Here is a 21964-nt window from a genome sequence, read left to right on the forward strand (position 1 = left end):
CGGTTCAAGCGGATCCCTGCAAGGAGAACTACAACCCTGCGGCATCGATATCGATGAGCAGCAATCGCTCGCCGTTGTCGAAAAATTGCCCGGCGGTGAGGCAGTACTGATTGCTGGTGGCATCGCGGTAGGTGTTGGATAGCGTCAGGCGACGTTCATCCCAACCTTCGGCCAGCAAGTGATAAAAATAGGGGCGCCACGACCAGTTATGACCCAGGTAGCGGCTATCGGCTTCCCAGCCATTGTTGCGCCATTCCAGGTTGGGCGTCAGCTGCGTGCCATGGCGGTCGCATTGATAAAAACGCAACAGCCAGGGAAACGCTTCCAATTGCGGCAAGGTGCTGAGAGGCGCGCTGGCCTGAGCCCAGGCTTGCAGGATGGCCATCAGTTCGCTGAGTTGCTGGCGCATGATCATCAGGCGACCGCGCTCAGCCAGTTTTTGCTGAACATAGCGCTGACGCAGTTGCGCGAAGCGCTTGACGAAGGCATCTGTGGCGAAGAAGTCCGCTTGCGCACGGGCGAACAGAAAGCCCTGCACGTAGCGTGAGCCACACTCCAGGGCAAAATTCAGTTGAGCTTCGGTTTCCACGCCTTCGGCGATGATCCAGCAACCGGTTTTTTCCGCCATTTGCGCCAGTGCCTTTACCACGTCGCTGCTGGGGCCGCCCAACGCGGCGGCCTGGAACAGCCGCATGTCGAGCTTGAGAATATCCGGTTGCAGTGCCAGCACGCGATCGAGCTGAGAGTAGCCGGCACCGAAATCATCGATGGCGATCCGCGCCCCGGCCTGTCGGTAACGGGCCACGACCTCGGTCAGGCGCTGACTGTTGCCACCCAGTTCGGTGATCTCGAATACGATCCGCCGCGCATCGACGCCATGCCGGCTCAGTTGTTTGAGGCTCGGCAGTGCCTGGTCCGGGCGCAAGCGGCTGATCCAGCGGGGTGACATGTTCAGGCTGAGAAACCAGTCCGAGGGCGCTTCATGCAGACGGCTCAGGGCGTTGTCGCGAATCTGGCGGTCGAGACGACGCAGAGCGATGGCGGGCATTCGCGGATCGGCGAACAACGGTCCTACCGAGGTCAATTGACCATCAGCCTGGCGCAGTCGACCCAGCGCTTCAATACCAGCGATAAGGCCTGTAGCGGTATCGATGAACGGCTGAAAGCAGGCGAGCGGTTGCCCGTCGATCACGAGGCCTCCTTAGTAAGGTCTTGTTCTGGATACTCCCGCTTACCAGGTAGGCACGCAGGATTAACCTTTCGATAAAAAGGTTAATCCTGGTGGTATTGCAAGAATGCAGCCAGACAGGGCTGATTAGTGTTTGCGCGAAGAGTTTTGCATGATCAGTTTGATCAGCGGGCCCAGCGTGACGCCCAGGCGAACCAGTCGAGTCAGGCGGCCGGTACCGCCACCCTTGGCACCTTTGCCGGTCAGGAACCCCAACCCGATCACGGCCGCTATGCCCCAAAGCGGAGCGTGTTTGATGCCAAAGCCTTCTTGCAGGTTTTGCGTCATGCCACGTACCCGTTGCAGGGGGTGCAGCAGTTGTTGGGATTCGTGGCGAATCTCCTGGCGATGCATTTCCATGCGCAGGCGGACCAGCGCCTTGCGCATTTCCGTGCGCGAGCTGTTGCGGGGGAGTTCAGGCATGCTCATGGCAACAGCCGCTCCCGATCATTGGCCAACTCTTCCAGGGTGCCTTGGAAGGGCGAGGACTCATCGAAAATCGCCGACCTCAAGCGCATCGCACAGAACAACGCCGCAAGGGTATAGAACACACAGAGCCCGATGATCGCTGCCAGGCGATAGGTGTCCCAAAACAGGATCAACACCAGCGTCGACAGCCCCACCAGCAGCAGCAAGGCAAACACCAGCGTCAGGCCTGCAAACAGCAACAGGCTTACGGTGCGTGTTTTTTGCTCCTGCAATTCAATACCGAACAGTTCGACATGACTGTGCAGCAGTCCAAGAAACGCGGCCCCGAGGCGTCGCGGTGATGAGCCGGTGCCCGTCGCGGACGGGTCGGATTCGTCGATCGCCATATCAGCGCCGAGTGGCCAGCAGGCCGATCAGGAAGCCCACGCCAGCCGCGATCCCCACCGATTGCCATGGGTTGGCCTGAACGTAGTCTTCGGTGGCGGTCACAGCGGCTTTACCGCGTTCGCGCACGGAATCTTCAGTCAACTTCAGGGTTTCGCGTGCACGCAGCAGGCTGTCATGGATCTGCTGGCGCAACTCATCGGCCTGATCGCCAGCCAGGGATTTGGTGTGTTCCAGCAACCTTTCGGTATCGGTGACCAGCGTCTGAAAATCTTCCATCAGAACTTCTTGAGCAGTCTTTGCTGTGGTGCGTGCCATTGGTGATCTCCGTAAGTGGCTTCTGAAGCGTTCGAGTATGAGCCTTGCGCGAAGGTTCAGTAGTAATGCTGGTACAACTTTTGCTGTGTTGTGGTGCGTCGGCCGGCGCCGTTGCGCTGTTGCCGGGCATGATTTCAGAAAAACCTTAACTCAAATAATCAAAACTTGCGCAAAGGCTCCGGTCTGGTGCGCCAAAGCGGTTCATCCGGATCAGCGCTTGGGTCTGAATGAGCTGCAACTTGGTGCGTCGATGGCCTTAGCGAACTGCTTTGGTGCTTTTCTTAGCCTTCAGGTCTGCCAATCCATGGAAAATCTGCAAAGTGCTGTGGACAGTCTGGTCCATAGCTCCAACACGTTGTTCATTCTCATTGGTGCGGTCATGGTCCTGGCCATGCACGCCGGTTTTGCCTTTCTGGAAGTGGGTACGGTTCGACAAAAGAATCAGGTCAATGCCTTGTCGAAGATCCTCAGTGATTTCGCCATTTCGACACTGGCCTATTTCTTTATAGGCTATTGGATTTCCTACGGGGTGACTTTCATGCAACCGGCGGCGGTGATCACCGCCGACCATGGCTATGGGCTGGTGAAGTTTTTCTTTCTGCTGACCTTTGCCGCGGCGATACCGGCGATCATTTCCGGAGGCATCGCCGAGCGCGCCCGGTTTGTTCCGCAGTTGTGCGCAACGGTATTGATCGTGGCGTTCATCTATCCCTTCTTCGAAGGCATGATCTGGAATGGCAACTTTGGTTTGCAAGCCTGGTTGCTGGAACGCTTCGGTGCCAGCTTCCATGACTTCGCAGGCTCCGTGGTGGTTCACGCCATGGGCGGCTGGCTGGCACTCGCGGCGGTGTTGTTGCTCGGGCCGAGGCAAGGTCGTTATCGCGACGGGCGACTGGTGGCATTCGCACCGTCGAGCATCCCCTTTCTGGCGTTGGGTTCATGGATTCTGATCGTCGGCTGGTTCGGCTTCAACGTGATGAGCGCTCAAACGCTGCAAGGCGTCAGCGGGCTGGTGGCGGTGAATTCGCTGATGGCCATGGTCGGCGGCACTGTGGCGGCGCTGATCGTCGGGCGTAATGACCCGGGCTTCCTGCATAACGGCCCGCTGGCCGGATTGGTGGCGATCTGCGCCGGCTCCGATCTGATGCACCCGGTGGGTGCGCTGGTGACGGGCGCCGTCGCCGGGGCCTTGTTTGTCTGGTGCTTTACCGCCGCCCAAGGCAAATGGCATATCGACGATGTGCTGGGCGTCTGGCCTTTGCATGGGCTGTGTGGCGTATGGGGCGGGATCGCGTGTGGTCTTTTCGGTCAAACCGCCTTGGGTGGTTTGGGTGGCGTGAGCCTGATCAGTCAGTTGATTGGCACTTCTTTGGGCGTGATCGTGGCGCTGGCCGGCGGTTTTGCGGTGTATGGAGCGATCAAGGTGCTTCATGGCCTGCGCCTGAGCCAGGAAGAGGAGTATTACGGCGCGGACTTGTCGGTTCACAAGATCGGGGCCGTGAGCCAGGATTGAATCACTGTTCATCGTCGGCGCCGGGGTAAAAACCGTGCAGCAGGCGATAGCGGTCATGCCTTACCTGATCGACCCGGTCTTGCACCTGCTGGCCGGGTATGCCCAGCATGATCAGCGCGTGTGAGGCGAGCATCAGGCTGGACTCCAGCAACTCGGGTACGACTTCGCTGGCGCCGGCCGCCTTCAACTCGGCCAACTGACTGTCGTCCCGTGTGCGCACCAGGATCGGCACGTCTGGGTTGAACCGGCGTGCTTCCTTGAGTATCAGCAGTGCGATGTCAGTCTTGTCCACGGCGACCACCAGCAGTCTGGCGCGTTCCAGCCCTATGGCGACCAGCAGTTCTGCGCGACATGAGTCGCCGTAATGAACGCAGCGTTCATTGACGGCTGCTTCCTGAACCCGCACCGGGTCGGTGTCCAGTGCAATGTAGGGTTGATGGACATGACGCAGAAAGCGCCCGATGGACTGACCTACGCGGCCGTAGCCACAGATCACTACGTGATTGTGCAAGCCAGCGTTGAGGGCACTGATTTCTTCGAGTTCGGCTTCTTCGTTGGGCTTGCGGTGCAGGCGTGTGGCGATGTGGGGAGCGAGGCGCAGCAGCAACGGCGTTACCAGCATCGAGCAGAAAGTGGCGGCCAGCAGCAGACCACCGAGGTCGGTGGGCATCAGCTTGTGCTGCTGCATCTGCGCCATCAGGGCAAAACAGAACTCGCCCCCCTGAGCCAATGCCAGGCCGCTGCGCCACGCAGTTTCGCTATCGCTGCCGCGCCATTTGACCAGCAATGCAACCACGGTGCCTTTGATCAGCAGCAACCCCAGTGTCAGACCAAGAATCAGCAGGCCGTGGCTGGCAAACAACCGCAAGTCGATCAGCATGCCGATACTGACGAAGAACACCCCGAGCAGAATGTCGCGGAACGGGCGTATGTCGGCCTCGATCTGGTGTCGATAGTGGCTTTCCCCCAATAGCATGCCCGCGAGAAAGGCGCCCAGGGCAGGGGAGAGTCCCAGCAGATGAGTCAGCCAGGCCGTCAGCAGCACGATTACCAGTGCCAGCAGCACGAACAGCTCCGCGGACCGGGACGCGGCGACTTCATGGAACAGCCGTGGCAGAAACCAGCGACTGACCAGCAGCAGACCGACGAACAGCACCATGGTCTTGCCCAGCGTCAATGGCAGAGCCCAATACCAGGCCTGGTCGCTGCTGCCGGCGAACACCGGCACCAAGGTCAGCAGCAACACGGCCACCACGTCCTGGAACAACAGCACGGCAATGGCATTCTGGCCGTGACGGCTGAAAATCTCGCCGAGGCTGCTCAACTCCTTGCTGACAATGGCGGTAGACGACAGCGCCAAACCGGCACCGAGTAACAACGCAGGCGTGGTTGGCATGCCGAACAGCATCAGCAACCCCCCCAGCACAATCCCGGACCCCAGCACTTGCAGGCTGCCCAGGCCAAATACAACCCGGCGCAGTGCGAGCATTTTCGATAGGGAAAACTCCAGCCCGAGGGAGAACAGCAAGAACACCACGCCCATTTCAGCGAGGTCGGGCAAATCTTCGCTTTCATTCACCCAATTGAACGCTGTCGGCCCGATCATCAGCCCTACACACAGGTAGCCCAGCACCGGTGGCAATCGCAGGCGCTGGAACAGTGCAATCACCACCAGGGAGGAGGCGAGGATGATCAACAGATTGGCGAACACAAAAAACTCCGTGGGGTTCTGGCTACTCAAGCGTAGAGGCAAAAAAGACGCGAGCATCGCGCAAATGACCGTTGAGGCGAATGATTTGCGTCAGGAGTTTGCCGAAACCTCTTGAAATCAGCCATTGCAAGACATGTGGGGCATCGGCTCGACTGCTTTTAATCGCGGGCCTAGAATGAGCGCTTACTTTACTTGGTCTTGTTGTCATGCCTCCTGAATGTCAGCTTTTCGGCACCCTTGGTTGCCATCTTTGTGAAGTCGCTGAAGCAGAGCTGATGCCTTTGGTCGAACACGGTTTGATGGTGGAGTTGGTGGATATCGCTGACGATGAAACGTGGTTCGAAGCTTACAGTCTGCGCATTCCAGTGTTGCGACGGGTCGATACCGGCGCTGAGTTGGGCTGGCCGTTCAGTGCCGATGAAGTGGTGGCGTTCCTGCGCTGACTCTGGCACTGCCAGCGATGCCCCATCCGTCGCGGTTCTCGTTTCATCCATTGGCGAAAGGTTGGTTATTCGGCTACTGTATGCGTATACAGCTATTCCGATTGCCTGCCATGCTTTTCCCGTTTCGGGTTTGGGCAGGCGATCCCGGAAATCAGAGGGATGAAACTTGGTCAATGTCGAACAATTGAAGAACAGTGTGAACCGGATGTCGGCGGATGTGGTGCGCGAGGCCGTCCTCGAATTGCGTCTGGATGGCCTGGTCACGGAGGGAAAAACGCCCTTCAACAAACTGCATTTCAACACCTGTTTCGCCGAAATCGAAGCCTTGTTCCAGCGAGCGGGTTATCACCGGCAGTTGGACGTTGTGGGCTATCAGGGTTTGTTGTACGCGCTTTATGATCCAGGTCGCTGGGAAGCGGTCGATGTGCTGCGCTGGCTCAAGGAGTTCACCGAAGCGGCCGCTCGAGCGCAGTCGATACCCGCCTGAGGATTCTCTTCTAGGTTCGTTCCGGCCACTGTTGGATAATGCCCCTCTGCATTGAGGGTTAGAGCTTTTCGTATGTCCACTTCATCTTTTTCTGCTGCACACAACCAGGCCAGCACGCTCTATCTGCCGCCGGGTCCGTGGCAGACCGTATTCGATTGCCTGTGCGAACATTTCAGCGCGATCGGTCGCGAACAATGGCTGGACAGAATCGCTCGCGGTCGTGTCCTCGATGGGCAAGGCCTGCCCATCGCCCTGGACCTGCCCTACAAGGAAGGTCTGCGGATTCATTATTTCCGTGAGGTGCCGGACGAAAAACCGATCCCGGTGGTGGAGTCGATCCTCTACGCCGACGAGCATCTGGTGGTGGCGGACAAACCGCACTTTCTGCCTGTGACTCCGGCTGGCGAATACGTGGAGCAGACGTTGCTGCGACGGCTGATCCGTCGCCTGGATAACCCGCATCTCGTGCCTTTGCATCGCATTGATCGGCATACAGCGGGGCTGGTGCTGTTTTCAGCCAATCCTCAGAGTCGTTCGGCGTATCAGTCATTGTTTCCTACACGTCAGATCGAAAAACGCTACGAGGCAATTGCCCGGGCATTGCCTGAACTGACATTCCCACGGGTCCATAAAAGTCGACTTATCGATGGCGAGCCGTTCTTTCGCATGCAGGAAGGCCCGGGCGTCAGCAATACCGAGACGGCTGTCGAGGTCAGGGAAAAAAACGGCGAACTCTGGCGTTATGCGCTTTATCCGGTGACGGGCAAGAAACATCAGTTGCGAGTACACATGACAGCCCTGGGGGCCAGTATCTGCAATGATCCGTTCTATCCGCAGGTACTCAAAGACGTTGAGGATGACTATGCCAACCCCTTGAAACTGCTGGCTCAGGGGTTACGGTTTGTCGATCCGGTCACGGGGCAGGAAAGAGAATTCGAAAGCACCATCACCTTGCAATGGTGATCACAAGGCTAACGACTCTGCTGTTCTTCAGCCACGAAAAAGCCCGCTTTAAAGCGGGCTTTTCTGTATCCGGTTGTCGCCGCAAAGATTACAACTCTTTAACGGTCCGGACCTGATCCTTGTTGATGCGGGTGTGCTTGCCATCCAGTTGTTCGAATTCGTAAAAGCCCGATTCTTCATCGTATTTAGGCGCGTCGACGGCCTGGATTTCTCGACCGTCATTCAAGGTGATCACTGAAGGCGATGCGCAACCGGCGAGGGTGGCAAGGCCCAGTGCAAGCATGAAAGTGGCGAGGGTCCGTTGAGTCATGAGTGTGTCTCCGAATGGGAATTCTTTTGGTTGCTGAGCTTGAGACGTATACAACGCGAGCAAGTTCCTTCGCGTGTCAGTCTGACACAGTGTGGTGTGTGCTTAACAGTTCCGGCGTGTTGAGGTTGGCCAGGCGAGGATCGTTTTCGGGGCATTGCAGGGCTGTGGCGCCCAGTTTTCGCATAAGGCGACCCGGGCTGCGCTCGCCCTCGTTCCAGGCCGTCTCGAACGCCGCCGAAAGAGCGACGGGGATCATGCACAGCAAGGGTTCCCAGTGTTCACCATGGCGCAGCATCAGCGGTTTGTCTGGATGCTCCCCGGCAGTTTCGCGCATGCTCTGGAGCAGCGCGGCATCGATGCGCGGTACGTCGCAAGGCAAAACCAGCAGATGGGTATGGCGGGCGACTTTCAGGCCTGCGCGAATACCCGCCAATGGCCCCGGGAAGTCGCCTTCGTCGTCAACGACCAATTGGTCGGCGTAAGGCGCATATTTTTCCTGATTCCTGTTGCAGGAGATGATCAGGTCATCGCTGAGCGGACGGGCCTTGCGGTGCAGATGCGCGATCAGCGGCTCGCCGTGCCACGCCAGCAAACCCTTGTCCTGACCGCCCATGCGTTGGCCGCGACCGCCCGCCAGGAGCAGAATGGAGCAGGGCGGCAGAGGTGTATTCGAAGTCATCGCACTTCTCCATGGGGGCGGCGAAAAAATAAGGCGCTGTGATATAACACCGGGCTGTTTCTCCTACAACTGGACGAGCCTATGAAAGCCAAGGCTGATGTACCTTTCGCACCGCTCAACATCGCGGTGTTGACGGTCAGCGATACCCGTACCCTGGAAACCGATACCTCAGGCCAGGTCTTCGTCGACCGCTTGAGCGCCGCCGGTCATAACCTGGCCGCCCGGGTATTGCTCAAAGATGATCTCTACAAAATTCGCGCGCAAGTCGCCAACTGGATTGCCGATGAGGTCGTGCAGGTGGTGCTGATAACTGGCGGCACCGGTTTCACCGGTCGCGACAGCACGCCGGAAGCGGTGAGTTGCCTGCTGGATAAGCAAGTTGATGGTTTCGGTGAATTATTCCGGCAGATTTCGGTAGCGGATATCGGCACATCGACGGTTCAGTCCCGGGCTTTGGCCGGTCTGGCCAATGGCACGCTGGTTTGCTGCTTGCCGGGCTCGACCAATGCGGTGCGCACCGGTTGGGATGGCATTCTCGCCGAACAGCTGGATTCCCGGCACCGTCCTTGCAATTTCGTGGCTCATTTAAAGCAGGCGGCACCCTGTGAATCCCGTGGGTAAGCCAGGCAAGGCTGGCAGTCTGTTGGCTGTCGAGGTGGCGCTGGCACGTTTACTGGAAATGGCTGAAGCCTCGAAAATTCGGGAGCGCGAGCGCTTGCCGTTAGCTCGGATTCAGGGCCGCGTACTGGCGGATGATCTGATTTCGACACTCGATCTGCCGCCCTGGCCCAACAGCGCGATGGACGGATATGCCTTGCGCCTGGCCGACTGGACGGGAGAACCGCTGGAGGTCAGTCAGAAGATTTTTGCAGGCAATGCTCCTCAGCCCCTGGAGCCGGGAACCTGTGCGCGGATCTTCACCGGCGCGCCTGTGCCCGCAGGTGCCGACTGTGTCGAGATGCAGGAAAACGCCGAAGTCCTGGCGGATGAGCGGATACGTTTCGCCGAGATCATGACCCCGGGACAAAATATCCGGCCACAAGGCCAGGAAACTACCGTTGGTGAGCTGATCTTGTCTGCCGGAACGCGCTTGGGTCCTATCGAACAGGGGTTGGCGGCTTCCCTGGGATGCGCTGAACTGGACGTGGTACGCAAGGTTCGTGTCGCGGTCCTGTCTACCGGGGATGAATTGGTTGAGCCAGGCCAGACCCTTGGGCCGGGACAGATCTACAACAGTAATCGAGTGTTGCTCTGCAGTTGGTTGCAGCGCTTGGGTTGTGAGGTGATCGATGCCGGCATTCTTCCCGATGATTTAGTGACCACTCGTGCCCGACTGGGCGAGTTGAAGGATGTCGACCTGATTCTCTCAACGGGTGGTGTATCGGTGGGAGAGGCCGACTTCCTGGGCATTGCCTTGCGGGAAGAGGGCGAGTTGACGCTGTGGAAGCTTGCCATCAAACCAGGCAAACCGCTGACGGTCGGGCATTTTCGCGGGGTGCCTGTGATTGGTTTACCCGGTAATCCGGCGTCAACCCTGGTGACCTTTGCTTTGCTGGCAAGACCCTATCTCTTGCGCCGCCAAGGCGTGAAAGAAGTCGAGCCCTTGAAGATTCAGGTGCCGGCAGGATTTGTCTGGCCCAAGGCCGGCAATCGACGTGAGTACTTGCGCGGACGTCTGGAGAGTGGCCGGGCAATCATCTACAAGAATCAGAGCTCGGGTGTACTGCGCAGTGCTGCCTGGGCTGATGGCCTGGTTGAAGTGCTGGAGGGCCGTACCCTGACCGAAGGTGATTGTGTGGGCTTCATCCCCCTGAGCGAAGTCTTGAGCTGATCTTTGCCTTTTTCCACGCAAGCCTGGTCGGGCGAGTCAGTCTTGCGTGGAGGACGCTCTATCAGTGAGCCAGAAGTGTCACGACCTGGTCGAAACGACTGTTGGCGATCCAGGCCAAAAGCCCCAGGACTACGGCTGTCCCACCCACTGAGTAAGCGAGCCTGTGTTTGATGGACTTGACGTCGCCGCGGACTGCATCCATGTCTTTCCGGATGTTCTTGAGGTGTGCCTCCAGTTCAATGACGCGAGGTTCCATATCGACTTCTCCGGTGGGCTTTGCGCTGTTTTTGAATTCGCAATGATGATTGGCACGATTCTCTGCGGACGGCGCAACCGGAGTTACCGGTAGCCTGAGCTTATGGTTCTGCATGGAGTAAAACGCCCCTTGCTTTAAAGCCATTCCAGTGGCTGATGTTGACTATGGATTTTGGGGGGCTTAAAGAAGTTCCATTCATTGTTTGCACGTCCCTGTGTGTTTTCATTGCTGATTAGCGGATAACCGCAGAGCCAACGTTGTACCAGATCGTCCTTGCGGGTCAATTGAGCCTATTCCTCATATCTTGTAAGAAAAAATACCGCTCTGTAGGACTCAAGCCTGCTTCTTCTGGAAATAATTCAAATCCTTGCAACTTTTATGAGGCGCTGTGAGGTCAACATGTCTCATGTGGATTCCAGAAAGGGGGAGTAACAAAAATGAGCGAGCGCAAGGCGCTGTTGATTCTGCATGGCAAGCAGGCACTCAATGAGCTGGTCCGTGCAGCAGTCGAGAGCAAGCGCCAGCAGGGCTGGGAACTGGCTGTTCGACTGACCTGGGAGGCCGGTGATGCACAGCGGCTGGTGGGGGAAGCGCTGACGGCAGGTTATATGCAACTCATTGCTGGCGGCGGTGATGGCACCTTGCGTGATGTCGCCGAAGCCATGGCGGCGCATTCGACGCAGGCCAGTCTGGTGCTTTTACCCTTGGGCACCGCCAACGATTTTGCTCGCGCCGCCGGTGTGCCTCTGGAGCCCGCTCAGGCGTTGGACCTTCTGGAGGTTGCGCCGCAAGCCATTGATCTGGGAGAAGTCGGCGGGCAGGTTTTCCTGAACATGGCCACGGGCGGCTTTGGCAGCCAGGTCACGGCCAATACCTCCGAGGATCTGAAAAAAATTCTCGGAGGCGCGGCTTATCTCTTTACGGGTTTATCGCGTTTCAGTGAGCTGCATGCGGCTTATGGAGAGTTGCAGGGGCCGGATTTCCACTGGCGCGGTGAGCTGTTGGCATTGGGCATCGGCAATGGTCGACAGGCTGGCGGTGGTCATGTGTTGTGCCCGCAGGCGCTGGCTGACGATGGTTTGCTCGATATCAGTATTTTGCCGGCGCCGCAGGAAGTGGTCGGCACCTTGAAAGACCTGCTGACCGACGGCTTCGGGATCGACAACATGTTTGTGCGAGCCCGCTTGCCATGGGTCGAAATCAAAGTCTCGGAGGGGCTTTACATCAACCTCGACGGCGAGCCTTTGGAGGGAGATAGCCTGCGTTTCTCGGCGCGTGCGGCGGCATTACGCGTGCATTTGCCTGAGGGCTCGCCGCTGCTGAGTGCGTCGTATCCCGTTAATCGTCCAGGCTGATGATCTGCTCACGCACGGCGAATAGCACCAGGCCAGCCACGTCATAGATCTGCAAGCGTTTCATGATTTGCGAGCGGTGGGTTTCGACAGTCTTGATGCTCAGGCCCAGACCGTTGGCGATTTCCCGAGTGGACTTGCCACGAACAATCAGCCGCAGAATCTCCAGTTGACGTGCCGTCAGGTTATGCGAGTCCAGGGTTTGTGGCTGATTTTTCTGGGTTCGGATCAGCGCCTGGTTGATCACGGTATGGGCGATGGCCGGGCTCAGGTAGCGTTCGTTGTTGCGCAAGGCATCCAGGGCATGTGCGAGTTCGGTGGCCGTGGTGTCTTTGAGCAGATAGCCATAAGCACCGGATTCCAGTGCTTGCATGATGAGTGCTGGATCGGTGTGCATCGACAGGATGAGCACTTTGCTCTGCGGGCGGGCTCGTTTGAGTCGCTGCAAGGCTTCAAGGCCACCGGTTTCCTTCATGGAAATATCCAGCAGGATGATGTCCGGGGACAATTGCTCGACCATCTCGAGTAACTGTGAGCCATCATTGGCCTCACCGATTACCGCATAGCCGGGAATATCCAGCACCAGAGCGCGCACGCCAGCCCTGATAAGCGAGTGGTCGTCCACTAGAAGTAAGTTACAAGTCAACGCATAACCCTATTCGTACTGGCCCGTTCGAGCGCCCGGGGAGCCCAAGGGAAGAGTGCTTCGATTTGAGTGCCTTTGCCCGGTTCGCTGGTCACGGTCAGCGTGCCACCTAACAGATCGATCCGTTCCGACATCCCGGCCATTCCGCGTTGCCCCTCACGAGCGGGGTCCGCCGCGGGGGCGAAACCCTGGCCATCGTCGCTGATCAACAGTGCCAGGCCTTGGGGCAGGCGTTGCAGGCGGACCAACAGATTCTTGGCTTGGGCGTGACGCAATATATTGGTAACGGCTTCTTGAGTGATTCGAAAGGCCGCCACCGCCATTTCCTCCGGTATGCCTGCCAAGCGTTGATGGCATTCCAGACTCCAGTTTACTGACGTATTGGCCAGGGTCCTGAGCAAGTGTGCACGCAGACTGGCTTCCAGACCGAGACTGGCCAGTTGCCGCGGATTCAATATGGCCGACACATCACGAACCTTGGTCAGGGTTTCGTCCAGCGTATCGCAGAGCACCGAACATTGACCCTGCAGTTCTTCGGGCAATCGACGTTTGAGCCATTCACTTTGAAGTTTTGCAGCCGTCAGCAATTGACCGATATCGTCGTGCAATTCACGACTGAGTCGGTGGCGTTCGTTTTCTTGCACCTCCAGCAGGCGGTCGGCCAACTCTTGAGGCTGAAACTTTATTGATTTGCGCGAGAGGCGATGCCTCACCCAGACGCAGGCCAGCGCTGCGCAATTGAGCACCAGCAGACTCGTCGGCAGAGGCATGGACAAGCTGTAGACCAGCAGGCTGCCCAGTGCCGAGCAGGTACACACTAAAAGCGTGAACCGGCGCGCGTTTTTTCGTGAAGGTCGCCACAGGGTGATTGACTTGAGGCTGGCGTACATAGCGGATGGAGCCAATGGATGTTCGCTGCGGGCAGACCGCCATAGTGGCTGGCGTGTCTCTATGTGGAAATCTGCTGTATGACTCATCTTCGATGGCCGGGTAAGGCTGCGAAATACAGCCTTCAGTGTTATCCGGCTATTCTCGAATAGCGTCACTCTGCCATTAATTGGCGTCAACTAATGGGCGGCATAATACCACTTAAGATACCGTTGGTCGCGTTCGGTATATAGCGCTATACAATTGGCCAATTAGCTTTCTGGACGAAGCTTCCACAATGGAAAAACTTTCGACTTGTCCTCGATTGTGCCAAACGCTTATTGACCGGCACGGGCCTGTAAATCGAGATAGAAGTCTGCTTTGACAGGCGTTAATTATTTGTTTCGAGCTGTCGTTACCCGGTATGCAATATTCAATTACGACTGAGCACACTCAAGTTAAAGAGCGCCAGCATGGCAATAAACATCGGCGACACGGCAAGGATATCGGGTGAATTCAAGCCTGCCGTTCCGAGAACGAAACGAGCGTGAACGGCCTGGAGCGGCCAGGCGGTTGAAATTGGCTTTGCCCCACTTGAAACGCAAACGCTTCAATCAAGGAGGTCTGCTCGCTGTCATCGAGACCGAGTTGACCCGTTGTCTGATCAATGAGTTCGAGTTGCCAGGCCATTAGCGTGAAGCAATCCTTGAGCGCATCCAGTGCCTGATCGTGCAGGTTCATGTGGTTCTGAGCGTGGCTCAGCAATCCATGAAGATGCAGCGAGAACTCCGAAACCGCCGCCAGTGCAAGGGCATCGGCCTTGCTGGCCAGTTTGAGAAGGGTGCTGAGCATGCAATCGATGGCGTCCTTGTCATTGCTGATCAATTGCAAATGACTCAGGCACTCCTCGGATTTGGCCAGGAGTGTTTCAGCCTCGATGAGAAACTCCGGAAACCGCTGAGCCCATTCTTTCGGATCGTTCGGCATGCTTATCTCCACAACGTCATGTCAGATGAGGGAATGTCGTGTGTGCCAACGAGAACCTTACGTGTCCCGGCGCTGCCAGACGGTCGTGAGATCGCGCTCCGGCAGGCTTGGGCGCCGGCTGGGGAACTCGAGAGGGTGGATGGCCACTGACCTGCGATCGCACACAAAAGCCTGACTCCGTTCATGCAATGAGAATGGCGTCACATTAATGGCTATTGGATATTGCGAACATCAGGTTGGGCCTGATTGTTACTAGGGGAATCCCTTACGCAGGGGAACCTAACGTGCAAACCGAGGTCGCGCGGCAGGGGATGAAGCAGATGGAAATCACGGAGCCAGTAAAACATGATGTTAATGTGACATCAATGCCTGATCATGGCATTTTGTGCGGGGGTCAAGGTCCGGCGAAAACAGCCGATAACTCCCTTTAGTGAATTCATCAGAACAAGCCCAGGAGTCATTAATGGCCGGCATTCTCGACACGGTAGACCAACGCACGCAACTGGTGGGTGAGAATCGCCTGGAAATTCTCATGTTCCGGCTGGCCGGACGGCAATTGTTCGCGATCAACGTCTTCAAGGTCCAGGAAGTGCTGCAACTGCCGAAGCTGACCCTGATGCCCCAGCGTCACCCCTTTGTTTGCGGCGTGGTCAACCTGCGTGGCCAGACGCTGCCGGTGATCGACCTGTCCCAGGCCATCGGCATGCGTCCGCTGGTGCCAAGCCCCACCAGTACGATCATCGTCACTGAGTACAACCGCTCGGTACAGGCGTTTCTGGTCGGTGGGGTGGATCGCATCGTCAACATGAACTGGGAAGCCATCCTGCCACCGCCCACCAGTGCCGGTCGCCAGCATTACCTGACCGCCATCAGCAAAGTCGATGACCAGTTGGTGGAAATCATCGACGTCGAAAAAGTCCTGGCCGAAATCGTTCCTTATAACGCCAAGGTTTCCCGCGACAAACTCGATGATCCGGTTCTGGAGCTCGCCCGCGGCCGTGAAGTGTTGCTGGTGGATGACTCGAACGTGGCCCTGTCGCAATTGCGCGACACCTTGGGCCAGTTGGGCGTGAAGATGCACATCGCCAGCGATGGCCTGAAGGCGCTGAACATGCTCAAGGCCTGGGCTGATACCGGTGAGGTCATGACCGACAAGCTGCTGATGATCTTCACCGATGCGGAAATGCCGGAGATGGACGGCTATCGCCTGACCACCGAAATTCGTAACGATCCCCGTTTGCGCGGCCTTTATGTGGTTTTGCATACCTCGCTGTCGGGTAGCTTCAACGATTCGATGGTCAAGAAGGTCGGCTGCGACAACTTCCTCTCCAAGTTCCAGCCCGACAAACTCGTCGACGTAGTGCGCCAGCGCCTGATGCTCGACGCAGTACCTGCTTGATAACGATCTGGAAAAAAGCGCAGTTGCAGTGTTCGGGCGCGCTGCGCAGCCAAGCCCCAATGCCGGTAAGTTGAGCGACGAAAATCCTGTGGGAGCGTGGCTTGCCCGCGAAGAATGCACCGCGGTTTTTCAGGTATTACGCGTCATCGTTCTTCGCGGGCAAGCCACGCTCCCACAGGTTCTGCGCAAACTCCCCCCGCCACAGGGGCTTTGATTCGGTGATCAAGCTCGTATAGGGTGGCGTTTTTACCCACCAGGGAGTTGGCCATGCGTCTGAGCGCGCTTTATCGTTTTCCGTTGAAATCCGGCAAGGGCGAGACCCTCAATCAGGTCAGCCTGGACAAGCTGGGGCTGGACGGTGATCGACGCTGGATGTTGGTGGACGAGGCCAGCGGGCGCTTTCTGACCCAGCGCGCGGTGGCGAAAATGAGTCAGCTGTCGGCGTTATGGAATGCCGACGGCGGCTTGACCCTCAGTGCCCCGGACCATTCGCCGATCGATATTGCGTTGCCTGACGGTGAGGCCGATCTGCGTGGCGTGACCATCTGGCGCGACACCTTGCGCGTTCCCGATGCCGGCGATGCGGCGGGTGCCTGGGTCAGTGAGTTCATCGGTAAGCCGACGCGTCTGGTGCAAGTGCCGCTTGATCGCGCGCGGACCACCCAGGCCGGCTATGGCAAGGACGATGATCAAGTGGCTTTTGCCGACGGATTTCCATTGTTGCTGATTGGTCAGGCGTCGCTGGAAGACTTGTCGAGCAAGGTCGGGCGGCCGCTGGAGATGTTGCGTTTTCGGCCCAATCTGGTGATCGAGGGCAGCGAGGCATATGCCGAAGATAGCTGGAAGCGCATCCGCATCGGCGATGTCGAGTTCCGCGTAGTCAAGTCCTGTTCACGCTGTATTCTGACCACTATCGATCCGCAGACCGGCGAGCGCAGCGAAGATCGCGAACCTTTGGCGACCTTGCAGAAATACCGGGCCCAGGAAGACGGCGCGATGTTCGGTCAGAATCTGGTCAATGACGGCAATGGCCGGCTCGAAGTCGGCATGCCGGTGACGATCCTCGAATAAAAGCCCTTCAAAATGAAAAATGCCCGTGTCCAAGGACACGGGCATTTTTTTATCGCTGTGAAAACCCAGGGTTTTAGCCGCGGTATTCGCACAGGTAAGCGGTGTCGACGGCCACTTTCAGCTGGAACTTGCTGTTGGCGGGCACGTTGAACTGGCTGCCGGCGGCGAAGGTTTCCCAATCAGTGCTGTCAGGCAGTTTGACGGTCAGGGCGCCGGACACCACGTGCATGATTTCACGCTGGCTGGTGCCGAATTCGTATTCGCCCGGTGCCATGACGCCGATGGTCGCCGGACCTTCAGCGGTGCCAAAGGCGATCGACTTGACGGTGCCGTCGAAGTACTCGTTGACTTTAAACATGGGCGGTTCCTCGAAAAGGGCTAAAAAGGGCCGGCCAGTATGCACAAGGTGTCGATAGGCGTCACCTCCTGCACTCAAGGATTAGCAGGGAAAATCAGCGGTAACAAACGTGCGGTATTGCGTGCATCCTCCAGCGCCCGATGCTGCTGACCGTTGAATTGCAGGCCCGCCAGTTGCAAGGCGCCATTAAGCCCCAGCGGGCGCTCGAGCCGACGAGCCTTGGCGAAGCGTTGCTTGAGGTTCATGTGCGGCACCCGGCTCAGGGCGCTGTCGAGTTGCAGGCGCTGCCAGTCCTGAAGCAGTTGTTTGCGGTCGTAATCGCCCCAACTGGCCCAGCCTTCGAGACGCGCGTGATGTTGGCCGAGCCAGCGTTCGAACAACGGCCAGACGTCGGTGAGCGGCTGTGCGGCATCGATATTGGCCTGGGTGATGTGGGTCAGTTCCCGGCAAAACGGCGTCAGCAAGGGCCTGCGCAACGGGCGCACGAAGCACTGGAAGTGATCCAGTTCCTGGCCCTTGCGGTCCACGAGGGTGGCGCCGATTTCGATGATTTCCATTTCCGTTACTGGCCAGCCACCCTCATCGGTGGTGGCTTCCAGATCAATGACCAACCAGTGAGGCATCGCAGGGTTCCTGGTATCCGCGTCCTGATAGGGCTTGAGCGTAGCCAAACCCGGCGGATCCGCCTAGCGGCTTATTCGACCTCTAATAAAATCTGACGATTTTTGACCTGATCGCCGACCCTGACCTGCAAGCGTTTGAGCACGCCGTCGATACCCGATTTGAGCGGATGCTCCATTTTCATCGCTTCGAGCACCACCAACAGCTGACCTTTGCTGACCGGGCTGCCCTCACTGACCAATACATCGACGATCGCCCCGTCCATCGGCGCCTTGAGCGTGCCGGAACTGACACTGGCCTGGCCGCTGACCAGCGCCTGGGTCCGATCGACCAGCCGCAGGCTGCCGGGGCGCGTGAACAACCAGAGTTGTCCGGCCTCGAGGCGGTAGGCATGGCGTTGGCGGATGCCGTCGATTTCCAGGGTGGCCCAGCGTCCGTCGCACCCGATGACCTGCAGTTCGACGGCGCGGGCGCCGATCTGAGCGCGGTAGGGTTTGCCAGGTTCAGCGTTCAATTCCACCGGCCAATCCCGATCCTCCAGGCCGATTCGGTAGTGCAAAGGGACGCTGGCGTTATTGCGCCAACCGGCCAGCGGGGCACGGTGAGCCTGGGCTGAAGCTTGATAAAACAGCGTCGCCGCGATGGCCAGTTCCTCGGCGCTTGGCACATGGGGGTGCAGGCAGGGCTGGTCGGCAAGGTGTGTGGGGATGAACCCGGTGCTGAACTCGCCGCTGATGAACTGCGGATGCTCCAGCAGACTGGCGAGCAAGCGCTGATTGCTCTGCACGCCCAGCAAGACGCTGTCCTGTACCGCCCGCAGCAACTTGCGCCGGGCTTCTTCGCGCGTGGCGCCGTGGGCGATGAGCTTGCCCAGCATCGGGTCATAGAACGGGCTGACAGACTGACCTTCGATCAAGCCATGGTCGATCCGCACGCCGCCTTGCAACGCCGGCTCCCAGGCCGCAACTCGCCCTGTTTGCGGCAAAAATCCCAGGGCCGGATCTTCGGCATACAAGCGCACCTCCATGGCATGCCCGTTGAGCTGCACCTGTTCCTGTCGCAACGGCAGTGGCAGCCCTTCGGCAACGTGTAACTGCCAGGCCACCAGGTCGAGGCCGGTGATCAGTTCGGTCACCGGGTGTTCCACTTGCAGCCGGGTGTTCATCTCCAGGAAGTAGAACTGCCCGCGAGCATCGAGCAAAAACTCCACGGTGCCGGCGCCGACGTAATGCACTGCGCGTCCCGCCTTGAGCGCCGCTTCGCCCATCGCCTGGCGCAACTCGGCGGTCATTACCGGGCAAGGCGCTTCTTCGATGATTTTCTGATGGCGGCGCTGGATCGAACAATCGCGCTCGCCGAGGTAGATCAGGTTGCCGTGCAGGTCGCCAAACACCTGAACCTCGACGTGACGCGGATCGATCAGGGCCTGCTCCAGGATCAGTTCGTCGCTGCCAAACCCATTCAGCGCCTCGGAGCGTGCAGTGCGGATCTGCTCCAGCAACTCTCCAGCGCTGTGCACCAGGCGCATGCCACGACCGCCACCGCCGGCGCTGGCCTTGATCATCAGCGGGTAGCCGATGCGTTCGGCTTCGCGGCTCAGGGTCGCGTCGTCCTGTTCGCTGCCCTGATAGCCTTTGATGCAGGGCACGCCCGCGTTGATCATGGCGAGTTTCGACAGGCGCTTGCTGCCCATCAGCTCGATGGCCTCGGGGCTCGGGCCAATGAAGATGATGCCGGCCTGTTGGCAGGCGAGGGCGAATTCTGCGTTTTCCGAGAGGAATCCGTAACCGGGGTGGATCGCATCGGCACCGGTGCGCCGGGCGGCGTCGATGATTGCCGGGATGTTCAGATACGACTGCTGCACCGGGGCCGGGCCGATGTTCACGGCTTCGTCGGCCATCTGCACATGCAAGGCATCGGCGTCGGCGTCGCTGAATACCGCGACGGTGCGGTAGCCTAGCTCTTGCGCGGTGCGCTGGATGCGGCAGGCGATTTCACCTCGGTTGGCGATCAGGATTTTGCTGAAGGCGGGCATGGGATATTCCCTTTGTATTGCTGTGAATGTGATGGCCCCATCGCGAGCAGGCTCGCTCCCACATTTGAAATGCATTCCCCTGTGGGGGAGAGCCTGCTCGCGATGCTTTTAAGGCGCCCAACCCGGTTTACGCTTTTGCACAAAGGCCATGGTCCCCTCGACGCCTTCGGCCCCGGTCACCGCTTCACCGAACCACTGCGCCGCCTGATCCAGCAGGTCATCGGAGGGTTGTCCGGCACTCGCCAGCAAAAGTTTTTTGGTCACCGCATTCGCCCCCGGGGCGCAACACAGCACATGGGCCAGCACTTCATCGAGGCGTTCGGCCAACGCTTGCGGGTCATGCTCGACAAAATGCACCAGCCCCATGCGCCGTGCCTGGGTGCCATCGAAACGCGCCGCCGTCAGGGCCAGTCGGCGGGCCTGGGTCAGGCCGATGCGCTGTACCACGAACGGCGCGATCTGCGCTGGCAACAGGCCGAGGCTGGTTTCCGGCAGGCCGAATTGCGCTTGATGATCGGCCATGGCGATGTCACTGACACAGGCCAGGCCGAAGCCGCCGCCAAGCACCGCGCCTTGTAGAACAGTGATGACCACTTGCGGCGCGTGCTGGGTTTCTTCCAGCAAGGCGCCGAACGCGCGGTTCAAGTCGCGGTAGGCGGTCGCGCCTTGAGCGCGGGCATTGGCCATGTCCTTGATGTCGGCACCGGCACAAAAATGCCCACCGGCACCGCCGATCACCAACGCGCGAATCTGCCGGTCATCCCGGACCGCCGCCAGCACCGCACGCAGCTCGGCGACCATCTGCAGGCTCATGGCATTACGGCTGTCGGGACGATTGAGGGTGATGTGCAGGACGCCGTTATGCCGTTCGAGCAACAGGGTCTGACAAACGGGGAGGGTGCTCATTTCTTTTTCCCCGGCAGGATGCCCATGAGTTTGCAGATGATCCCCAGCATGATTTCGTCGGCACCGCCGCCGATCGATACCAGCCGCACGTCGCGGTAAGCCCGGGCCACCGGGTTGTCCCACATGAAGCCCATGCCGCCCCAATATTGCAGGCAGCTGTCGCTGACTTCCCGCCCGAGTCGCCCGGCCTTGAGCTTGGCCATGGATGCCAGACGGGTGACGTCCTGGCCTCTGATGTATTGCTCGGTGGCCTGGTAGACCAGCGCCCGCAGGCATTCGATTTCGGTTTGCAATTCAGCCAGACGGAAGTGGATGACCTGATTGTCGATCAGCGCATTGCCAAAGGTTTTACGCTCCTTGCAATACTCGATGGTGCTGTCGACGCAGTATTCCAGGCCTTTGATCATGTTCGCCGCGCCGAACAGCCGTTCTTCCTGGAACTGCAGCATCTGCATCATGAACCCGGCGCCTTCGTGGCCGATGCGGTTGCGTTGCGGCACGCGCACGTTGTCGAAAAACACCTGGGCGGTTTCCGAGCTGCGCATGCCGAGTTTGTCCAGGTGCGAGCTGAGGCTGATGCCGGGGCTGTTCATCGGCACCATGATCAGCGACTTGTTGATGTGCGGTTTGTCGTCCGAAGTATTGGCCAAAAGGCAGATGAAATCGGCGCTCGGCGAGTTGGTGATCCACATCTTGCTGCCGTTGATCACGTAGTCGTCGCCGTCCTTGCGGGCGGTGGTTTTCAAACCTGCCACGTCGGAACCGGCACCGACTTCGGAGACACCGATACAGCCGACTTGTTCGCCGGTGATCGCGGGGCGGAGGAATTCTTCGCGCAACTCATCGGAGCCGAAGCGCGCCAGGGCCGGGGTGCACATGTCGGTCTGCACGCCGATGGACATCGGAATGCCGCCGCAATGAATGGTGCCGAACTCCTCGGCCGCCACAATCGAGTAGCTGTAGTCGAGCCCCATGCCGCCGAATTTTTCCGGTTTGGAAATCCCCAGCAGACCGAGGTCGCCCGCCTTGCGGAAGATCTCATGGATCGGAAAACGCCCGGCTTTTTCCCATTCCTCGACGTGAGGATTGATCTCGTGATCGACGAATTGGCGGACGGTGCGGCGCAGTGCTTCGTGTTCCTGGGTGAAGATCATTTTTATTGTTCTCCTG

The 21964-nt window shown here is 58.7% G+C and carries 25 protein-coding genes; 9 read left to right on the forward strand and 16 right to left on the reverse strand.

Annotated elements, in window-relative coordinates; genetic code table 11:
• Positions 1-28: 28 nt before the first annotated feature.
• The 4 genes from KGB14_RS01710 to KGB14_RS01725 all read right to left on the reverse strand — a co-directional run bounded on the left by KGB14_RS01710 (position 29) and on the right by KGB14_RS01725 (position 2359).
• Positions 29-1192, reverse strand: coding sequence for an EAL domain-containing protein (locus tag KGB14_RS01710; RefSeq protein WP_223483811.1), 1164 nt, complete (start codon positions 1190-1192; stop codon positions 29-31).
• Positions 1193-1315: 123 nt separating this feature from the next.
• Positions 1316-1657: a hypothetical protein gene (locus KGB14_RS01715; protein WP_223483812.1), complete on the reverse strand. Its 342-nt coding sequence runs from the start codon at positions 1655-1657 to the stop codon at positions 1316-1318.
• Positions 1654-2043, reverse strand: a complete 390-nt coding sequence (locus KGB14_RS01720; RefSeq protein ID WP_223483813.1) for a phage holin family protein — start codon at positions 2041-2043, stop codon at positions 1654-1656. Before KGB14_RS01720 ends, KGB14_RS01715 begins: the two co-directional genes overlap by 4 nt.
• Before the next feature lies 1 nt (position 2044).
• Positions 2045-2359: a YqjD family protein gene (locus KGB14_RS01725; protein WP_007895050.1), complete on the reverse strand. Its 315-nt coding sequence runs from the start codon at positions 2357-2359 to the stop codon at positions 2045-2047.
• A gap of 304 nt (positions 2360-2663) precedes the next feature.
• Here KGB14_RS01725 and KGB14_RS01730 point away from each other — a divergent pair, with 304 nt between their 5' ends.
• Positions 2664-3872: an ammonium transporter gene (locus KGB14_RS01730; RefSeq protein WP_223483814.1), complete on the forward strand. Its 1209-nt coding sequence runs from the start codon at positions 2664-2666 to the stop codon at positions 3870-3872.
• Between the two features lies 1 nt (position 3873).
• Here KGB14_RS01730 and KGB14_RS01735 read toward each other — a convergent pair whose 3' ends face one another.
• Positions 3874-5583: a cation:proton antiporter gene (locus KGB14_RS01735; RefSeq protein ID WP_223483815.1), complete on the reverse strand. Its 1710-nt coding sequence runs from the start codon at positions 5581-5583 to the stop codon at positions 3874-3876.
• A 206-nt stretch (positions 5584-5789) separates the two neighbouring features.
• Between KGB14_RS01735 and KGB14_RS01740 the strand changes: the two genes are divergently transcribed.
• The 3 genes from KGB14_RS01740 to KGB14_RS01750 all read left to right on the forward strand — a co-directional run bounded on the left by KGB14_RS01740 (position 5790) and on the right by KGB14_RS01750 (position 7476).
• Positions 5790-6026: a glutaredoxin family protein gene (locus tag KGB14_RS01740; protein WP_223483816.1), complete on the forward strand. Its 237-nt coding sequence runs from the start codon at positions 5790-5792 to the stop codon at positions 6024-6026.
• A 166-nt stretch (positions 6027-6192) separates the two neighbouring features.
• Complete coding sequence (locus KGB14_RS01745) at positions 6193-6513, forward strand: hypothetical protein (RefSeq protein WP_008075636.1); 321 nt, start codon at positions 6193-6195, stop codon at positions 6511-6513.
• A gap of 72 nt (positions 6514-6585) precedes the next feature.
• Positions 6586-7476 carry a pseudouridine synthase gene (locus tag KGB14_RS01750; RefSeq protein WP_223483817.1) on the forward strand — a complete coding sequence of 297 codons (891 nt, stop codon included), beginning with the start codon at positions 6586-6588 and terminating at the stop codon, positions 7474-7476.
• Between the two features lie 88 nt (positions 7477-7564).
• Here the strand turns inward: KGB14_RS01750 and KGB14_RS01755 are convergent, their stop codons facing one another.
• Both KGB14_RS01755 and mobA read right to left on the reverse strand, forming a co-directional pair.
• Positions 7565-7786, reverse strand: coding sequence for a YgdI/YgdR family lipoprotein (locus tag KGB14_RS01755; RefSeq protein ID WP_223483818.1), 222 nt, complete (start codon positions 7784-7786; stop codon positions 7565-7567).
• 76 nt (positions 7787-7862) lie between these two features.
• The gene (mobA, locus tag KGB14_RS01760) at positions 7863-8465 is read right to left on the reverse strand and encodes a molybdenum cofactor guanylyltransferase MobA (RefSeq protein ID WP_223483819.1); all 603 of its coding nucleotides are present in this window, start codon (positions 8463-8465) and stop codon (positions 7863-7865) included.
• Between the two features lie 81 nt (positions 8466-8546).
• Between mobA and moaB the strand changes: the two genes are divergently transcribed.
• Positions 8547-9086, forward strand: a complete 540-nt coding sequence (moaB, locus tag KGB14_RS01765; RefSeq protein WP_007895059.1) for a molybdenum cofactor biosynthesis protein B — start codon at positions 8547-8549, stop codon at positions 9084-9086.
• Positions 9070-10296 (forward strand): gephyrin-like molybdotransferase Glp, encoded by a 1227-nt coding sequence (gene glp, locus KGB14_RS01770; protein WP_223483820.1) that lies wholly within the window; start codon positions 9070-9072, stop codon positions 10294-10296. Before moaB ends, glp begins: the two co-directional genes overlap by 17 nt.
• Before the next feature lie 61 nt (positions 10297-10357).
• On the opposite strand, the gene KGB14_RS01775 is transcribed toward glp, so the two are convergent.
• Positions 10358-10666 carry a hypothetical protein gene (locus tag KGB14_RS01775; RefSeq protein ID WP_223483821.1) on the reverse strand — a complete coding sequence of 103 codons (309 nt, stop codon included), beginning with the start codon at positions 10664-10666 and terminating at the stop codon, positions 10358-10360.
• Between the two features lie 323 nt (positions 10667-10989).
• Here KGB14_RS01775 and yegS point away from each other — a divergent pair, with 323 nt between their 5' ends.
• On the forward strand, positions 10990-11907 hold the full coding sequence (gene yegS / locus KGB14_RS01780; RefSeq protein ID WP_223483822.1) for a lipid kinase YegS: 918 nt from the start codon (positions 10990-10992) through the stop codon (positions 11905-11907).
• Here yegS and KGB14_RS01785 read toward each other — a convergent pair.
• The 3 genes from KGB14_RS01785 to KGB14_RS01795 form a co-directional block, all read right to left on the reverse strand.
• Positions 11891-12550 carry a response regulator transcription factor gene (locus tag KGB14_RS01785; RefSeq protein ID WP_223483823.1) on the reverse strand — a complete coding sequence of 220 codons (660 nt, stop codon included), beginning with the start codon at positions 12548-12550 and terminating at the stop codon, positions 11891-11893. The genes yegS and KGB14_RS01785 overlap by 17 nt on opposite strands.
• Positions 12547-13440 (reverse strand): sensor histidine kinase, encoded by an 894-nt coding sequence (locus KGB14_RS01790; RefSeq protein WP_223483872.1) that lies wholly within the window; start codon positions 13438-13440, stop codon positions 12547-12549. Before KGB14_RS01790 ends, KGB14_RS01785 begins: the two co-directional genes overlap by 4 nt.
• A gap of 493 nt (positions 13441-13933) precedes the next feature.
• Positions 13934-14404 (reverse strand): hypothetical protein, encoded by a 471-nt coding sequence (locus tag KGB14_RS01795; protein WP_223483824.1) that lies wholly within the window; start codon positions 14402-14404, stop codon positions 13934-13936.
• A gap of 463 nt (positions 14405-14867) precedes the next feature.
• On the opposite strand from KGB14_RS01795, the gene KGB14_RS01800 reads away from it, so the two are divergent.
• Both KGB14_RS01800 and KGB14_RS01805 read left to right on the forward strand, forming a co-directional pair.
• Positions 14868-15803 carry a chemotaxis protein CheV gene (locus KGB14_RS01800; protein ID WP_223483825.1) on the forward strand — a complete coding sequence of 312 codons (936 nt, stop codon included), beginning with the start codon at positions 14868-14870 and terminating at the stop codon, positions 15801-15803.
• Positions 15804-16070: 267 nt separating this feature from the next.
• Positions 16071-16874 carry an MOSC domain-containing protein gene (locus tag KGB14_RS01805; protein WP_223483826.1) on the forward strand — a complete coding sequence of 268 codons (804 nt, stop codon included), beginning with the start codon at positions 16071-16073 and terminating at the stop codon, positions 16872-16874.
• A 73-nt stretch (positions 16875-16947) separates the two neighbouring features.
• On the opposite strand, the gene KGB14_RS01810 is transcribed toward KGB14_RS01805, so the two are convergent.
• From KGB14_RS01810 to atuD, 5 genes are all read right to left on the reverse strand, one after another.
• Complete coding sequence (locus KGB14_RS01810) at positions 16948-17232, reverse strand: pyrimidine/purine nucleoside phosphorylase (RefSeq protein WP_045058110.1); 285 nt, start codon at positions 17230-17232, stop codon at positions 16948-16950.
• A 74-nt stretch (positions 17233-17306) separates the two neighbouring features.
• The gene (locus KGB14_RS01815) at positions 17307-17855 is read right to left on the reverse strand and encodes an exonuclease domain-containing protein (RefSeq protein WP_223483827.1); all 549 of its coding nucleotides are present in this window, start codon (positions 17853-17855) and stop codon (positions 17307-17309) included.
• 71 nt (positions 17856-17926) lie between these two features.
• Complete coding sequence (locus KGB14_RS01820; RefSeq protein ID WP_223483828.1) at positions 17927-19888, reverse strand: acetyl/propionyl/methylcrotonyl-CoA carboxylase subunit alpha; 1962 nt, start codon at positions 19886-19888, stop codon at positions 17927-17929.
• 108 nt (positions 19889-19996) lie between these two features.
• Positions 19997-20794, reverse strand: a complete 798-nt coding sequence (locus tag KGB14_RS01825; RefSeq protein WP_223483829.1) for an enoyl-CoA hydratase/isomerase family protein — start codon at positions 20792-20794, stop codon at positions 19997-19999.
• Positions 20791-21948, reverse strand: coding sequence for a citronellyl-CoA dehydrogenase (atuD, locus tag KGB14_RS01830; protein WP_223483830.1), 1158 nt, complete (start codon positions 21946-21948; stop codon positions 20791-20793). The genes KGB14_RS01825 and atuD overlap by 4 nt, the downstream gene beginning before the upstream one ends.
• Positions 21949-21964 lie beyond the last annotated feature (16 nt).

The organism is Pseudomonas sp. A-RE-19 (assembly GCF_019956555.1).
In the GTDB taxonomy this organism is placed as follows: domain Bacteria; phylum Pseudomonadota; class Gammaproteobacteria; order Pseudomonadales; family Pseudomonadaceae; genus Aquipseudomonas.

Bases quoted from the DNA above. Each gene is read 5' to 3' on its own strand.
- KGB14_RS01715 (WP_223483812.1), bottom strand. From the start codon at position 1,657: ATGAGCATGCCTGAACTCCCCCGCAACAGCTCGCGCACGGAAATGCGC.
- KGB14_RS01720 (WP_223483813.1), bottom strand. From the start codon at position 2,043: ATGGCGATCGACGAATCCGACCCGTCCGCGACGGGCACCGGCTCATCA.
- KGB14_RS01725 (WP_007895050.1), bottom strand. From the start codon at position 2,359: ATGGCACGCACCACAGCAAAGACTGCTCAAGAAGTTCTGATGGAAGAT.
- KGB14_RS01730 (WP_223483814.1), top strand. From the start codon at position 2,664: ATGGAAAATCTGCAAAGTGCTGTGGACAGTCTGGTCCATAGCTCCAAC.
- KGB14_RS01740 (WP_223483816.1), top strand. From the start codon at position 5,790: ATGCCTCCTGAATGTCAGCTTTTCGGCACCCTTGGTTGCCATCTTTGT.
- KGB14_RS01750 (WP_223483817.1), top strand. From the start codon at position 6,586: ATGTCCACTTCATCTTTTTCTGCTGCACACAACCAGGCCAGCACGCTC.
- KGB14_RS01755 (WP_223483818.1), bottom strand. From the start codon at position 7,786: ATGACTCAACGGACCCTCGCCACTTTCATGCTTGCACTGGGCCTTGCC.
- mobA (WP_223483819.1), bottom strand. From the start codon at position 8,465: ATGACTTCGAATACACCTCTGCCGCCCTGCTCCATTCTGCTCCTGGCG.
- moaB (WP_007895059.1), top strand. From the start codon at position 8,547: ATGAAAGCCAAGGCTGATGTACCTTTCGCACCGCTCAACATCGCGGTG.
- KGB14_RS01775 (WP_223483821.1), bottom strand. From the start codon at position 10,666: ATGCAGAACCATAAGCTCAGGCTACCGGTAACTCCGGTTGCGCCGTCC.
- yegS (WP_223483822.1), top strand. From the start codon at position 10,990: ATGAGCGAGCGCAAGGCGCTGTTGATTCTGCATGGCAAGCAGGCACTC.
- KGB14_RS01790 (WP_223483872.1), bottom strand. From the start codon at position 13,440: ATGTACGCCAGCCTCAAGTCAATCACCCTGTGGCGACCTTCACGAAAA.
- KGB14_RS01795 (WP_223483824.1), bottom strand. From the start codon at position 14,404: ATGCCGAACGATCCGAAAGAATGGGCTCAGCGGTTTCCGGAGTTTCTC.
- KGB14_RS01800 (WP_223483825.1), top strand. From the start codon at position 14,868: ATGGCCGGCATTCTCGACACGGTAGACCAACGCACGCAACTGGTGGGT.
- KGB14_RS01805 (WP_223483826.1), top strand. From the start codon at position 16,071: ATGCGTCTGAGCGCGCTTTATCGTTTTCCGTTGAAATCCGGCAAGGGC.
- KGB14_RS01810 (WP_045058110.1), bottom strand. From the start codon at position 17,232: ATGTTTAAAGTCAACGAGTACTTCGACGGCACCGTCAAGTCGATCGCC.
- KGB14_RS01815 (WP_223483827.1), bottom strand. From the start codon at position 17,855: ATGCCTCACTGGTTGGTCATTGATCTGGAAGCCACCACCGATGAGGGT.
- KGB14_RS01820 (WP_223483828.1), bottom strand. From the start codon at position 19,888: ATGCCCGCCTTCAGCAAAATCCTGATCGCCAACCGAGGTGAAATCGCC.
- KGB14_RS01825 (WP_223483829.1), bottom strand. From the start codon at position 20,794: ATGAGCACCCTCCCCGTTTGTCAGACCCTGTTGCTCGAACGGCATAAC.
- atuD (WP_223483830.1), bottom strand. From the start codon at position 21,948: ATGATCTTCACCCAGGAACACGAAGCACTGCGCCGCACCGTCCGCCAA.